A 14379-nucleotide genomic window follows, 5' to 3' on the forward strand; every position below is an offset into this window, starting at 1 on the left:
TATCAATGTGGTCGATGATATGACAAATCCAGCTGGTCCGCGCTCGGTGCCGGCACGAACCGCGGCCCGTCGTACCCGTCACGGGTCACGTGCGCCGTGAAGTCCGCGAGCGTGCGGACCCAGTGCCCCCGCTCGCCGTACAGCGCCTGGTAGACGACGACCGGTTCCTCGGTCTCGACGTCACGGGCAACGAGCAGCACCTCGTAGTCGTTGCCCTTGAAGTGGCGGTACCGGCCAGAAGTCACGTCGTCGCTCACACCCGCGATGCTAGGGCCGGCTGGCAGAGCGCTCCTACACTCGGGCCATGACCGAGCACGCTCGAACGGACCGCGGCCTCGACCGACTCGTCAACTTCTCGGACGCCACCGTCGCCATCGCGATCACGCTCCTGATCCTGCCGCTGGTCGACATCGCCAGTGACCTGCGCGACGGCGAGGGCGCGGGCGACCTGCTCAGAGCGCACTGGCCCGCCCTGCTCGAGTTCCTCATCACGTTCTGGTTGATCTCGCGGTTCTGGATCCTCCACCACCAGGTGTTCGAGCACGTCCGCTCCTACAACGCCCGGGTCATGCAGTTGAACTTCGTGTGGCTCATCAGCATCGTGTTCCTGCCCTTCGCCGCCAACCTGCTCAACAGCGGCGAGAACGACGACCGGGTGGCCCACGCGCTGTACCTCGGCAGCATGGTCGTGACGAGCCTGGCGCTCACCGGCATCGAACTCGTGCTGCGCCGGAACCCGGAGTTGCTCGCCACACCGCTGGGCGACTCGGCGCGGGGGCTCATCGCCGCCGGACTGCTGTCGCTCGCCCTGGTCCTGTCGGTGGTGTTCCCGAGCATCGGCCTGCTCTGGGCCCTGCTCCTCGTGCTGCAGGGCACGGTCGCTCGGCTGCTCCGCCGAATCTGATCGCGGTACGGTCAGCGCATGGGCCTGGGCGACGCGGAGACCGTACTGGCACGCAAGAACGCGAACTTCGTCATCGACGACGCGGCAGCGGAGGCCGGCCTCGTCCGTTCGATCGCAGCACCCGGCCGGTTCGGGATGCGCCGCCACGAAGCCGCGGGAGGCCGACTCACCCTCACCCCCGCGGTCCTCTGGTTCCGCGCGCACCCGTTCAACTTCGTCCGGCCGACGTTCGGCATCCCGCTCGACTCCATCGCGGAGCTCCACGACACCTCACGCAACGTCTCGCGGCAGATGCAGGTCGTGCTGCAGGACGGGCAACGCTTGACCTTCGTCATCTGGGGCGTTCGAGCGTTCATCAAGCGGATCGACCAGGCGCGCGCCGCGCTCTGACGACACGCGAGCCCACCCGCGTCACGTCGCCGGCCCACCGCGTCCGGCGACCGCCGAGCGCCGCCCTGGGCGGCGGTCCAGGTGTTGGTCCCGGTCCCGGTCCCGGTCCCGGTCCCGGTCCCGGTCCCGGTCCCTTGAATAGTATGCCTATTCTAGGCGCCGGCGACCGGCCGCCCGGTCTGACCTCCGGACGCGAGCCCCTCCACGATCGTCCGACCCCACCGAGACCGTCACGTTCGGTCACGTTCGGTCACGGACGCACCCGAACGACGTACCGTCACGGCATGACCGTCATCGTGGCCGTCGCCGTCCTGGTGGGAGTCCTCGCACTCGCCACCGTGATCGGCCTGCTCCTGCGCGCGAGGACGGGCCGAGCCGTTCCCCAGACCGGCAGCGCGCTCAACACGCCAGCCAGCCTCAACAGCAGCGTCGCCGACATCGCTCCCCCGACCGCCTTCGGCACCCGCGCCACCCTCGTCCAGTTCTCCACGCCGACCTGCGCCCGCTGCCCGGCGACGGCCCGCCAGCTCGACGCGCTCGCAGCGCAGCACGCCGGCGTCGAACGGCTCGAAATCGACCTCGCCGAGCACCCGCACCTCGCCACCCGCTTCAACGTCCTGCAGACCCCCACGGTCCTGCTCGTCGACGGCGCCCGTGCCGTCCGCACCCGCTTCGGAGGGCCACCCCGCCCGCCGGAGCTCGCCGCAGCCCTCGACACCGTCCTCACCGGCCCACAGGAGTCCCGATGACCACCGCCCCCGCCAAAGCAGGCATCGACCCGCGCTCCCCGCGCTTCGGCGCCGCGATCACCACGGTCCTGCTCGCGCTGACGATCGTCCTGACGCTGATCCCCGCGACGTGGGTCGTCGGCATCGTCCTGCTCGCGGTCATCGTCGTGCTCTTCGCCATCGGCGGCATCGCCGGCATCCGCCGCCACCCCTACGGCGCGATCTTCCGTCGCTTCGTCCGGCCGCGGCTCGCCCCGCCTGCCGAGCTCGAGGCCCCCGAACCCCCGACCTTCGCCCAGCAGGTCGGCGTGTTCGTGACCGCGGTTGCGCTGCTCCTCGCCGTGCTCGGCGTCCCGTACGCGGCCCCGATCGGAGCCGCCGTCGCCCTGATCGCAGCCTTCCTCAACGCCGTCTTCGACGTCTGCATCGGGTGCTTGCTCTACGTGTGGCTGGTCCGCGCAGGCGTCTTCCGTCCGCGACGCGGCATCGCCTGACGGCGGTCGACCGGGAGGCCCGGCTCACCTCCGCCTCGCCCGGCGGCGGAGGCTCCCCCCACGGCAGCCTCCGACGCCGGGTCGGTCAGACGGCGAGCGCCTGCTCACTGAGCGCGACGAGGTCGTCCGCGCGCAGGTTCGGCCAGCCGTGCAGCAGCTCCCGCCACTGGGCCGGCAACGACGACGCCCCGTACAGCGCACCTGCAAGGCCACCGGCGATCGCGGCGACCGTGTCGGTGTCGTTGCCGGTGCGCACTGCGCGGACCAGGGCGTCCTCGAGCGAGGAGCTCTGCTTGACCGCGGCGTAGGCGGCCTGCAGCGCGGACACCACCCACCCGTTCGACTCCGTGAAGTCCACCGGCTCCGAGTGCTCGGCCGTGACGATCCGGTCCACCCACACTCGGCGCCGGTCGAGGTCGAGCAGGTCGACCCCACGCAGGACGTCGAGCTCGCCGGTCAGCACCGCGTGCCGGATCGCCACGCACCAGAGCACGCACGCGTCCCCCGCGTCCGATTCGAAGTGCGTCAGGTCGCTGATCGCGCGAGCCGCCGAGGCGAGCCGCTCCTCTTCGCCGGCGTCACCGCGGAGGTAGGCGAGCACCAGCGGTGCGGTCCGCATCAGCGACCCGTTGCCGGCGGAGCGGCCCGTGAACTCGTGCTCCTGCCGGGCCGCAGCCCGCGCGACGGAGGCGATCCGCGCCTCCAGACCGGTCAACACGTTGCGCGTCTGGATGCCGACGTCGGGCGCGTTGACCGACCACGCTGCCCAGGCGGCCACCAGGCCGTCGAGGGCTGCCTCCGACGCCGGGTCGCCGCCGCGGGCGACCGTGCGGAGGATCGGAACGGCCATGCTCGTGTCGTCCGTCCACTCCCCCGGCGCCCACCCGAGGGAGCCGCCGCCGGTCATCGTGATCGGGGTCGGCGCGGGTACTGCCGGTCGGAACTCGTACCCGGCACCGAGGGCGTCGCCGGCGGCGGAGCCGAGGACGGCACCGACTGCTCGGTCGTGGATCTGCGGGGTGGTCATGTGGGACCTCCGGATCGGGTTTGCGCGGAATCGCGTAAAACCGATCCTGCACCACCCGCCGCGTTTACGCAAGTGTGCGTAAAATCGCGAGCATGACCGAGGAGTACCGCGACGCGAGCGGCCGACGACTGACGGACTACCCGCGACCGTCCGTCGCCGTGGACACCGCCGTGCTGACCGTCCCCGTGGGCGGGCCACTGTCCGTCGTGCAGGTGCGCGATGCATCTGAGGGCGACTGGCGACTCCCCGGGACGTTCGTGCACGAGGGCGAGCGGCTGGCGGACGCGGTGCTGCGGTCGCTCTCCACGAAGGCGGGCGTGACGGGGCTCGCACCGCAGCAGCTGCACGTGTTCGACGACCCCTCGCGGGATGACCGTGGGTGGGTGCTGTCAGTGGCGCACCTCGACGTGGTGCCGGCTCATGCTCTGGACCTGGACGAACCCCAGGTGCGACTCGCGCCGGTGACCGAGGCGCGCGGGATGGTGCACGGGCACGACGACATCCTCGAGTTCGCGGTCGCTCGGCTCCGGTCCGTCTCCATCGACGCACCGGATCCACACGGGTTGCTCGAGGAGCCGTTCACGATGTCGGAGTTGCGGCAGCTGCACGAGGCAGTCCTCGGCGAGCGCCTGCTGCCGGACTCGTTCCGGCGAGCGATGCTGCCGAAGCTGGTCGCGACGGACACGAAGCGGGCGGACGGGCCGGGGAAGCCGGCGACGCGGTACCGGCGGGGGTGACGGAGCCGGTCGCTCGCCGAGGGTGCGCGCGAACGCCGAACTCACCTACTGGCTGTTCGTCGCGCCGATCGTCATCGTCGCGACCGTCGTCACCGTCGGGCGATCCGCTCGTAGGGTGGGGGCATGGGGGAACTCGAACTGACAGCACGGCGCGCCTGGCGACGGACGACCCTGCTCGCACTGATCGGAGCCGTCGTCGGCGCCGTCATCGGCGGGCTGCTGGCCACGACCGAGTCGGGCGCCGTCGCAGTCCTCACCGTCGTCGGTTTCGGCGCGTCCGTCGGTGGCCTGACCGGTACCTTCTCGATCCTCGTCACGACGATCGGGATGTCGACCGCGATGCTGGCCACCACGGCGGGGCTCTCCCCTGCCGGCAAGCGCCTGGTGACGCAAGCGATCAGGACCGGCAGCCCGATCCAGCCGCCCGAGTCCGACCTCGCCCTCCGGGCACGCGAGCATGCACGACTGCTCTCCACCTACCAGCCGCTCGCCCTCGCCCAGTTCCTCCTGCTCTACCTCGGCATCGCTGGCGCCCAGTTCCCGATGTTCGCTGACGACGACGTCTCCGGCTCGGCGTTCCCCCGGTTCCTCTGCGCAGCACTGCTCATCACCGCACTGATCATGACGCCGATCCTGCTGCGCGCCGTACGTCGATCGCGGCGGTACCTGCGGGCGGCGACTGTCGTGGCATCCCCGTCCCCGCAGGCCTGACGAGCGCGACCGCCCAGGTTCGCGTCCGCCGCTCATCGAGTGAGCAGAAAACGTCGAGTCCGCTGCGGCGACTCGACCTTTTCTGCTCACTGAACGCGCGAGCCCCCGCCACGCAGCCACCGCACCACCCGTAACACGCAATTTACTTTCACCACTGGCACTCGCGCACGAAAGACGCTTTCATAGCGGGATGACGATCACCGAGCGAGCCGATCGGGTCGAGCGCGCCGACGCCTTCGCCCTCGTCCGCACCCAGTCGGCCACGATGCCGTCGAGCATGCGCGCCATCGCCGACGCCGTGCTCGAGGACCCGGCAGCCGCCGCCACCACGAACGCCGCCGAGCTCGCCGGCCGCGCGGGCGTCTCCCCCGCCACCGTCTCCCGCTTCGCCCAGCACCTCGGCTTCGCGAACTTCGCCGGCCTGCAGCGCAGCATGACCCGGGCCGTGGAGCGCGGCATCCACGAGCGCGAACACACCGAGATCCACGCCGGCGTCGCTGTCGACGACGACGTCGCCACCGTGATCGCGAAGGTCACCGAGGACGTCCGCGCCGTGATGGCCGACACTCGTGCCGCGCTCGACCCGCACGCCCTCGAAGCAGCGGCCGCAGCCGTGAGCGAAGCCCGCCGCGTCGTCCTGTACGGCGTCGGCGCGAGCGGCATCGTCGCGCGGGACCTGCACCTCAAGCTCGAACGCATCGGCATCGTGAGCTCGATCGCCGACGACCCGCACAACGCCCTGACCCTCGCGAGCGTCATCGGCGAGCACGACGTCCTGGTGCTCGTCAGCCACTCGGGCTCCACCACCGAGACCCTCGAGGTCGCCCACGCCGCCGCAGCCCAGCGGTCGACGATCGTCGCCATCACCGGCCACGCCAACGCCCCGCTCGCCACCACGGCCCACCACGTCCTGCTCGGTGTCGCCGGTGCAGAGAGCGCCCTCCGACCCGCCGCCATGGGCAGCCGGATGAGCCAACTCGCCATCGTCGACGCCCTGTTCATCGTCGTCGCGCAGCGCACCGACGAGCGGTCCCAGCCGCTCCTCGCCCGCAGCCGCGATGCCGTCCGCACCCACCACCGGAACTGAGCACCACCATGACCCACACCCACGACGCCCTCCGCGACGAACTCGCGGCCCTCACCACCGAGGCGACCGACCACTCGCTGGACGACATCGACACGATCTCCACGCTGGAAGCTGCCCAGCGCATGAATGCCGGAGACCGCAGCGTGCCTGCGGCACTGGAGCCGTGCCTCCCGGCCATCGCCCTGGCGGCAGACTCGATCGCCGCAGCGTTCGCGCGCGGCGGCAGACTCGTCTACGTCGGTGCTGGCACGCCGGGCCGGCTCGGCGTCCTCGACGCCAGCGAGTGCCCGCCCACCTTCGGCACCGACCCCTCGCAGGTGGTGGGGCTCATCGCCGGCGGCGACGTCGCCCTGACCACCGCCGTCGAGGGTGCGGAGGACGACGAAGCAGCGGCCGTCCGCGAACTCGACGCACTCGGCCTGACGGCCGACGATGTAGTCGTCGGGATCAGCGCGTCCGGCAGGACGCCCTACGTCATCGCAGCCATCCTGGAGGCCCGGCGCCGCTCCGCCCTGTCGGTCTCCGTCGCGTGCAACCCCGACTCGGCCGCGGGACGGGAGGCGGACATCGCCATCGACGTCGTCGTCGGCCCCGAGTTCATCGCCGGCTCGACCCGCCTGAAGGCGGGCACCGCGCAGAAGCTCGTGCTGAACATGCTCACCACGCTCGCGATGGTGCGCAGCCACAAGACGTACGGCAACCGCATGGTCGACGTGCGGGCGACGAACGCGAAGCTCGTCGCCCGGGCGTTCTCGCTCGTGCAGGACGTCACCGGCGCTGCTTCCGCCGAAGTCCAGGCGGCGCTCGATGCCTCGGACGGCGAGGTGAAGACCGCCATCGCCGTGATCCTGACCGGCGCCTCGGCTGCTTCGGCCCGTGAGCGCCTCGTCGCTGCTTCCGGCTCGTTGCGCGCCGTGCTGTAGATCCCGTTCCCCTTTTTCGTTTCCTTTCCCCCGAGGAGCACCCCATGCCCGATGCACAGCAACTCGCCCAGCAGATCCTCGACTCCGTCGGAGGCTCCGCGAACATCGCCGACGTCGAGAACTGCATGACCCGACTCCGGGTCGAGGTTTCGTCTCCCGCGTCGGTCGACCTGCCGGCTCTCCAGGCCACCGACGGCGTCATGGCCGCCATCGCGGCCGGCTCGAACCTGCAGATCGTGCTCGGCCCGGGTCTCGTCGACCGCGTGGCCGTCGACCTGGAGGCCCTCCGCGCGGCCGCCCCGGCGGCTGCGGCTGGTGGGGCTGGCGCGTCCAGTGCCGCAGGTGCGTCTGGTGCGTCGCCTGAGGAGCTCGCCGCTCGCGGCGCGTCGATCAAGGCGTCAGCGCGGTCCCGCTCCGACGGCCGAACCATGCGCGCGATCCGGAAGATCTCCGCGATCTTCATCCCGCTCATCCCCGCGCTGATCGCCTGCGGGCTCATCGCCGGGATCAACGGCATCCTGACGAACCTGGGGTGGGTGCCCGGAGTGACGCCGTTCCTCGGGGTGCTCTCGTCCGGCTTCCTCTCGCTGCTCGCCGTGTTCGTCGGGATGAACGCCGCGAAGGAGTTCGGCGGCACGCCCATCCTCGGCGGTGCGGTCGGCGGCATCATCGTCGCGGCCGGCGTCGCGAACGTCACAGTGTTCGGCGAGACCCTGGCTCCAGGGCAGGGCGGTGTGCTCGGTGCGCTGGCCGGCGGCATCCTCGCCGCCTACGTCGAGCGCTTCATGCGCCGGATCACGCCCGACGTCATCGCGCTCATCGTCGTGCCGACCGTCACCGTCCTGGTCGCCGGCTCGATCACCCTCGGCGTCCTGATGTCCGTCGCCGGTGTCGTCTCGGTCGCGATCGGGACCGCTGCCACCTGGCTGCTCGCGAACGGTGGGGCCTTCGCCGGCTTCGTGCTCGGAGGACTCTTCCTGCCGCTCGTCATGACCGGCATGCACCAGGGGCTCATCCCGATCCACACCACCCTGATCGACCAGACCGGGTGGACCGTGCTGCTGCCCGTGCTGGCGATGGGTGGTGCCGGGCAGATCGGTGCGTGCATCGCGCTGTGGGTGCGGTTCCGATCGAATGCCTCGCTGGTGCGGACCATCCGCGGTGCGCTTCCGGCCGGGTTCCTCGGTGTCGGCGAGCCCCTGATCTACGGTGTGACGCTCCCCCTCGGTCGGCCGTTCATCACCGCGTGCATCGGTGGGGCGTTCGGCGGCGGTGTCGTCGGACTGTTCGACCAGCTCGGGCACTCCGTCGGGGCGATCGCCATCGGGGCCTCGGACCTGTCGCTCATCCCGCTGCTGAACGGCTCCTCCGGGTTCGGCTGGGCGCTGCTCGGGTACGGGTCCGGGCTCATCGTGGCGTACGTCGTCGGGTTCGTGGCGACCCTGCTGTTCGGGGTCTCCGACTCGGTGCGAGCTGACCTCGAAGCGCAATCGTCTGCGCCGTCCGGCGACCCCGTCGCTCCGGAAGCCCCGCTCGACGTGCAGGTCACGCCGGCTCACTCCGTGGGAGCTGCACGCTGATGCGGTTGGGCGCGAGCGCGTACCTGGCGCACGGTCCGCTGGCTGGTCCGACCTTCGAGGCCGCCGCGGCCGCGGGTGCGACGCTCGCGTTCACCTCGTTGCACATCCCGGAGAACTCCCCTTCGGGTGCCCGGGCTGCTGCAACCGCGATCGTGTCGGCTGCTCTTTTGCGCGAACACGGAGTCGCCATGTCCGGGATGTACCCGCCAACCGGTCGGAAACTGTACCTCGGACGACGCGGGCGCGGGCGCGGGACGGCCTGCGGGTTGGCCGGACGCGATATAGCACGTGATGGGTACCCCGTCACCGGTGGCATTCGAACCCATCGCCGTCCGGTCACTCGGGCGCACCCGCGCGTCCGATCGCTACAACTCAGGCGATGTAGCCAACCGCTCGAGCCAGGCGAAGCCGTCCCTACCAAGTCGGGTCGCACCACCATGCACCACAGCACCGACTTCTTGGGTCAACTGAAGCGAGTTCGACCGTCAGCGGGTTGGGACAACCTTGGCTGTTCATAGCACCGTCCCCCACGAGGTGACGGCTTAGTCGAAGTTGTCTGCTTGTTTGGCGGCCACGAGGCTGCGTCGAGGTTGATGCTGAGAATCACGGGTGACCCGCGTTCGGCAGCTGCGCGCTTCGGAGCCCTCGACCGTCCCTTCGCTCAACATCTCGAAGCACCTAACTACGGGAGCGGCTGATCCGTGCGGGGTCGTCCAACCATTACCCTGAGAGCGCCGCACATCTTCCTTCCAGCGGCGAGAAGGAGCCTCAACCTTGGACACCTATTCGCCTGCGCAGGGCCGCGTGTCCGAACGGCCAGCAAACGAGGCGACTCACTTCGACCGACTCCTCGACGAGCTGCGCAGGCTGGCCGACAGCGAGCGGATGAAGGGCAACTACCTCGAGCAGCTAGCGAAGCACTTTCTCACGATCGAACCGCTATGGGCCGATCAACTCGGCAGCGTGTGGCTGTGGAAGGACTGGCCGGCACGTGCGGGCCGCCCCGACACCGGCATCGATCTAGTCGCTGAGATTCAGGGCGGCGGTTTGCTGGCCGTCCAGGTGAAGTTCTTCAAGGAGAACCACCGCATCGACAAGAAGGACCTCGACTCGTTCTTCGAGGCCATGGGCAAGGAGCCCTTCACAGAGGGCCTGGTCATCGACACGACCGCTGGTCCCTGGTCGGCGCACGCGGAAGAGGCGCTACGTAACCGAACGAAGCCAGTGCGGCGCGCGAGTCTTGATGAGCTGCGGCACTGTGCCATCGACTGGTCCAGCTACGAGCTGAAGTACCCGGCGAAGGCGCCAACACGCCATACCCGGAAAACCGAACGCGCCCATCAGCGCGCAGCAATCTCCGCCGTCATCAACGGCTTCAGCGGAACCGGAGAGGGAGCCGGCGTCGATCGCGGCAAAATGATCATGGCCTGCGGAACGGGCAAGACTTTCACCTCGCTCAAGCTCGCCGAAAGGTGGACACGCGAGTACTCGGCCGGCACCTCGTCGATCCTCTTCATGGTTCCCTCTCTCGCCCTCCTGCAGCAATCGCTGACGGAGTGGAGCGCCGAACGCGACCCGGAGTTGGGGTTCCAGGCCTTCGCAGTAGGCAGCGACCTCAACATCGGACGCACCAAAAACGACGACCTCACCAGCGTCAGGCTGGAAGATCTTGGTGCGCCAGCCACCACCGACGGGCGGCGTCTGGCCGAGCTGCTGGACGAACACGATGGCATGGACGGTATGACCGTCGTTTTCTCGACCTATCAGTCAGTCGACGCAATCGCTAGTGCCCAACAGCTGGGCGCTCCGGTCTTCGATCTGATCATCTGCGACGAAGCTCATCGCACCACCGGCGCGACCCTGCCCGGCGAGGACGAATCACACTTCGTGCGGATTCACGACGACACGTACGTGGCCGGCATCAAGCGCATCTACATGACGGCTACTCCTCGTATCTTCGCGCCGGAGGTGAAGAACCTGGCGCGGCAGAAAGACGCCGAGCTCATCTCCATGGACGACGAGTCCCTGTTCGGGCCGGAGCTGTACCGCATCGGCTTCGACGAGGCCGTGCGCGCCCAATTGCTTACCGACTACAAAGTCATCGTGCTCGGCGTCAGCGAGGACCAGATCGTCGAAGGCTTCCAGCGAGAACTCGCCGACGATGGTCACGAGCTGCAAATCGGCGACGTCGCCAAGCTCATCGGCTGTTACAACGCCTTAGCCAAGCGGAATGCAGGACAGCTTGCAGACGGGTTTGGAACGGACCTTGAACCGATGCGAAGGGCTGTCGCATTCGCAAAGGACATCAAGACCTCCAAAGGCATCGCCAATGACTTCGAGACGCTGGTCGACGGGCACCTGTCAAACATTCTCAACGACGACCCCACGGACGACTTGACAGTCCAGGCGCGACACATTGACGGCACCATGAATGCCACCGAACGCGGCGTACTGCTGGACTGGCTGAAGTCCGAGAACGTCACCGACCGCTTCGACAGGTCGGTTGCGCGGGTTCTCACGAACGCCCGCTGCCTCAGCGAAGGCGTCGACGTGCCGAGCCTGGACGCAGTGCTCTTTCTGCACCCGCGCAAAAGCCAGGTCGACGTCGTCCAGGCGGTCGGGCGGGTCATGCGCCGCGCCGAAGGGAAGCGATTCGGATACATCGTGCTTCCGATTGCGATTCCCGCCGGCCTGGAGCCGGAGGAAGCCCTGAACGACAATGACCGCTACCGGGTGGTTTGGCAGGTGCTGCAGGCGCTGCGCGCCCACGACGAACGCCTGGATACCGCGATCAACCAGGCGGCGCTGACAGGCGTCCCGCCGGAACAAATCACCGTTCTACGACTCGACCTCACCACGAAGAAGGTGTCCGACAGCCACGGGATCGGCGACGGGGGCGGACATGACGACACCCTCGAAGGAGGAAGCGGCACCCAATCGGCGGCCTTGACCGCACAGACCCCACTGTTCGCTCTGGCGGATGCCGGAAAATGGAAAGACGCCGTCTTCGCGAAGCTCGTCGCGAAAGTCGGCGACAGAATGTATTGGGACGATTGGGCTGGAGGGATCGCCGACATCGCTCAGCGCTTCATCGCCCTGATTCGCGCGCATCTGGACGCCCCCGGAACCGACAAAGATCCGTTCGACACCTTCCTCGCCGCACTGCTGGCCACCGTCAATCCGGATGTGGGTGAGGAAGAGGCTATCGAGATGTTGGCCCAGCACCTTATCACCAAGCCGGTCTTCGAAGCGATGTTCCCAGACAGCAGCTTCTCTCAGGACAACCCGGTTTCTCTTGCGCTCGAAGCGGTCCTGGACACGTTCCAGGACAACTCTGCTTTCGAGCGCGAACGCGAGCCCCTAGACCTGTTCTACGCACGAGTAACCGACCGCATCCGACGCCTGCCCACCGTGCGCGCGAAGCAGGAGCTTCTGCGAACCCTTTACGACAAGTTCTTCACGAAGGCCTTCCCGCTCCTGGCGGAAAAGATGGGCATCGTGTTCACCCCTGTCGAATTGGTCGATTACATCCTTCGCTCGGCCGACGAGCTCTCGAGGACCCACTTTGGGAAGGGGGTTGGCGCCCCCGGCGTGAACATCATCGACCCGTTCGTCGGAACGGGAACCTTCATGACCCGCCTCTTGCAGATCGGCCTTGTCCAGCCGGCAGACCTATCCCGCAAGTACAGCCGGGAGATGTTCGCAAATGAGATCGTGTTGCTGAGCTATTACATTGCCGCCGTCAACATTGAAAGCGTCTACCGCGAGATATGTGCCGACCACGGAATCGAGCCCGAGGCCAGCGGCTTCCAGGGGATCAGCCTCACGGACACCTTCGCGATGGACGAGCGTGACAATGAACTTGCCGGCGGCGTGTTCCCTGAGAACGCAGCGCGCCTGGAAAAGCAACGGTCGATGCCCATCAACGTAGTCGTCATGAATCCGCCATATCGCGCCGGTCAGTCGAGCGCGAACGACGACAGCAAGAACGCAAAATACCCGACGATTGACGAACAGATTAAGCGCTCCTACGTTGCGCTCTCGTCTGGCACCCGCAAGGCCGATTTGTACGACTCGTATTATCGGGCCATTCGTTGGGCGACCGACCGCATCGGCGGAGCTGGGATCATCGCCTTCGTCTCGAACTCTGGCTTTCTCGAAGGGGCGACTGCTCAGGGAGTGCGCCTGAGTTGGGTGACAGAGTTCAGCCAGGTCATCGTCTACAACTTGCGCGGGAACCAGCGCAAGAAGGAGTGGAGGGCCGAGGGCGGCAAGGTCTTCGGCGAGGGCAGCCAGACCGGTGTGGCGATCACATTTCTGATTAAGGAACCGGATCACCAGGGGCCGGCCCACGTTCACTACCGCGACATCGGCGACTCCCTCAGCCGCGAAGAAAAGCTCGAACGGCTTGTGATGGAGGTTTCGGTCGAGGGCACCGAGTTCACAACGGTGACCCCCAATGAGTCCGGAGACTGGATCAATCATCGCGACGAGCGCTTCGGGACGTTCCAGCCGATTGGCGACAAAGCCACTAAGGGCAAAGTGGGCACCCCGGGCGTTTTCGCCACCTTTGCGCTTGGCACATCGACGAACCGTGACGCATGGGTGTACAACTTCAGCCGAGCCTCCCTGCGCAATCATATTGGGCGGCTCATCGACGAGTTCGCTGAGCATGTCGACGACCCGCAACGCAAGATCGACGGTGCCCGCATCGGATGGTCGAGCAAATTCGATACGCTCCGGCGGCGTGGGAAGAAGCTGAACCTCGAAGACGGCTCTGTGCGCCGCGTCAATTATCGTCCCTTCTTGCCGATCAATCTCTGGTACGACACAGCGATGATCGACAGGCCCGGAATCTCTGAGAAACTCTCACCCACGGAAGGGCACCATAACCTTTCGATCGCGGTCACCACCGATTCCCGCAAGCCGTCTCCCCCGCTGATCGTGCGAGGCTTAGTTGATCTCAACCTGAACTGGTCGACGCAGGTCTTCCCGCGATACATCTGGGAACCGACAGCCCTCCCTGACGGTGGGATCAACCTGGATGCGCTGGAGGGCAAGAACGAGACAAACGCTGGCTATCGCCGCATCGATAACATAACCGACGCAACTCTCGTTCGATACAGAGAGTCCTTCGGAGCCTCCGTCTCGAAGGATGACATTTTCTACGGCGTCTACGCGCTGCTCCATCACCCCTCGTATCGGGAGCAATACGCGGCTGATCTTACAAAAATGCTTCCGCGAATCCCGCTAGTGAAGAATTTCCCGAGATACTCCGAAATCGGGCGCGAGCTTGCGGAGCTGCACCTCAACTACGAGGACGCGCCGCCTCACCCCGATGTTCGCGAGGAGTGGAAACCGACAGCGCCGGACGAGGCGACTGCGCGACTTTCCATCACAAAGCCAGCGTGGGCTTCACGGAAGGACCACACTATGTTGCGCTACAACGAGCACTTGACCTTGACCGGCATTCCGGAGGCGGAGGCGTTTTACAAAGTCGGAGGGAGGAGCCCGTTAGAGTGGGTTATTGATCGCTACTACATCAAGGCCGACGCGGCCAGCGGCATCGTCAACGACCCAAATGATTGGCTCCGTGAGCAGGGCAATCCCCGTTACCTCGTCGACCTCATGCGGTCGCTCGTTACCGTGAGCCTGGAAACTCAGCGCCTACTCACCCAGCTTCCCGACTTCGTGGTGACCGAGTCTTAGGTTGGGGGGGTAAATCCCACAAGTATTCGTTATGAATTTATTGGTCCGGCCCTCCCTGCTCCTCAGCTTCCCCTCCCGCGATCGGATTG

12 protein-coding genes are annotated in these 14379 nt (G+C 67.3%); 10 read left to right on the top strand and 2 right to left on the bottom strand.

The features are described from left to right. Positions 1–2: 2 nt before the first annotated feature. The gene (locus ACVKXF_RS13570; protein WP_456796011.1) at positions 3–257 is read right to left on the bottom strand and encodes a DUF1653 domain-containing protein; all 255 of its coding nucleotides are present in this window, start codon (positions 255–257) and stop codon (positions 3–5) included. Positions 258–304: 47 nt separating this feature from the next. Here ACVKXF_RS13570 and ACVKXF_RS13575 point away from each other — a divergent pair, with 47 nt between their 5' ends. The 4 genes from ACVKXF_RS13575 to ACVKXF_RS13590 all read left to right on the top strand — a co-directional run bounded on the left by ACVKXF_RS13575 (position 305) and on the right by ACVKXF_RS13590 (position 2516). After that, the gene (locus ACVKXF_RS13575) at positions 305–904 is read left to right on the top strand and encodes a TMEM175 family protein (RefSeq protein WP_456796012.1); all 600 of its coding nucleotides are present in this window, start codon (positions 305–307) and stop codon (positions 902–904) included. An 18-nt stretch (positions 905–922) separates the two neighbouring features. Beyond that, positions 923–1294: a hypothetical protein gene (locus tag ACVKXF_RS13580; protein ID WP_456796013.1), complete on the top strand. Its 372-nt coding sequence runs from the start codon at positions 923–925 to the stop codon at positions 1292–1294. A gap of 284 nt (positions 1295–1578) precedes the next feature. Next, complete coding sequence (locus ACVKXF_RS13585) at positions 1579–2043, top strand: thioredoxin family protein (RefSeq protein ID WP_456796014.1); 465 nt, start codon at positions 1579–1581, stop codon at positions 2041–2043. Continuing rightward, the gene (locus ACVKXF_RS13590) at positions 2040–2516 is read left to right on the top strand and encodes a DUF4395 domain-containing protein (RefSeq protein ID WP_456796015.1); all 477 of its coding nucleotides are present in this window, start codon (positions 2040–2042) and stop codon (positions 2514–2516) included. Before ACVKXF_RS13585 ends, ACVKXF_RS13590 begins: the two co-directional genes overlap by 4 nt. 85 nt (positions 2517–2601) lie before the next feature. Here the strand turns inward: ACVKXF_RS13590 and ACVKXF_RS13595 are convergent, their stop codons facing one another. Then, positions 2602–3543 carry an ADP-ribosylglycohydrolase family protein gene (locus ACVKXF_RS13595; RefSeq protein WP_456796016.1) on the bottom strand — a complete coding sequence of 314 codons (942 nt, stop codon included), beginning with the start codon at positions 3541–3543 and terminating at the stop codon, positions 2602–2604. A 92-nt stretch (positions 3544–3635) separates the two neighbouring features. Between ACVKXF_RS13595 and ACVKXF_RS13600 the strand changes: the two genes are divergently transcribed. The 6 genes from ACVKXF_RS13600 (at position 3636) to ACVKXF_RS13625 (ending at position 14290) form a co-directional block, all read left to right on the top strand. Beyond that, a complete protein-coding gene (locus tag ACVKXF_RS13600) occupies positions 3636–4280 on the top strand; it encodes an NUDIX hydrolase (RefSeq protein ID WP_456796017.1) in 645 nt (214 codons plus the stop codon). Between the two features lie 123 nt (positions 4281–4403). Next, a complete protein-coding gene (locus ACVKXF_RS13605; protein WP_456796018.1) occupies positions 4404–4991 on the top strand; it encodes a hypothetical protein in 588 nt (195 codons plus the stop codon). A gap of 190 nt (positions 4992–5181) precedes the next feature. Then, positions 5182–6078, top strand: coding sequence for a MurR/RpiR family transcriptional regulator (locus tag ACVKXF_RS13610; RefSeq protein ID WP_456796019.1), 897 nt, complete (start codon positions 5182–5184; stop codon positions 6076–6078). An 8-nt stretch (positions 6079–6086) separates the two neighbouring features. Then, positions 6087–7001: an N-acetylmuramic acid 6-phosphate etherase gene (gene murQ, locus ACVKXF_RS13615; RefSeq protein ID WP_456796020.1), complete on the top strand. Its 915-nt coding sequence runs from the start codon at positions 6087–6089 to the stop codon at positions 6999–7001. 44 nt (positions 7002–7045) lie between these two features. Further along, on the top strand, positions 7046–8581 hold the full coding sequence (locus ACVKXF_RS13620; protein WP_456796021.1) for a PTS transporter subunit EIIC: 1536 nt from the start codon (positions 7046–7048) through the stop codon (positions 8579–8581). Between the two features lie 774 nt (positions 8582–9355). Then, positions 9356–14290, top strand: a complete 4935-nt coding sequence (locus ACVKXF_RS13625; RefSeq protein WP_456796022.1) for a type ISP restriction/modification enzyme — start codon at positions 9356–9358, stop codon at positions 14288–14290. The last annotated feature ends 89 nt before the right edge of the window (positions 14291–14379 follow it).

The sequence above is a fragment of the Curtobacterium sp. PvP017 genome, from assembly GCF_054060195.1.

Coding starts and splice junctions, on each gene's coding strand:
- ACVKXF_RS13590 (WP_456796015.1), top strand. CDS start 2,040: ATGACCACCGCCCCCGCCAAAGCAGGCATCGACCCGCGCTCCCCGCGC.
- murQ (WP_456796020.1), top strand. CDS start 6,087: ATGACCCACACCCACGACGCCCTCCGCGACGAACTCGCGGCCCTCACC.
- ACVKXF_RS13580 (WP_456796013.1), top strand. CDS start 923: ATGGGCCTGGGCGACGCGGAGACCGTACTGGCACGCAAGAACGCGAAC.
- ACVKXF_RS13600 (WP_456796017.1), top strand. CDS start 3,636: ATGACCGAGGAGTACCGCGACGCGAGCGGCCGACGACTGACGGACTAC.
- ACVKXF_RS13575 (WP_456796012.1), top strand. CDS start 305: ATGACCGAGCACGCTCGAACGGACCGCGGCCTCGACCGACTCGTCAAC.
- ACVKXF_RS13585 (WP_456796014.1), top strand. CDS start 1,579: ATGACCGTCATCGTGGCCGTCGCCGTCCTGGTGGGAGTCCTCGCACTC.
- ACVKXF_RS13610 (WP_456796019.1), top strand. CDS start 5,182: ATGACGATCACCGAGCGAGCCGATCGGGTCGAGCGCGCCGACGCCTTC.
- ACVKXF_RS13605 (WP_456796018.1), top strand. CDS start 4,404: ATGGGGGAACTCGAACTGACAGCACGGCGCGCCTGGCGACGGACGACC.
- ACVKXF_RS13620 (WP_456796021.1), top strand. CDS start 7,046: ATGCCCGATGCACAGCAACTCGCCCAGCAGATCCTCGACTCCGTCGGA.
- ACVKXF_RS13595 (WP_456796016.1), bottom strand. CDS start 3,543: ATGACCACCCCGCAGATCCACGACCGAGCAGTCGGTGCCGTCCTCGGC.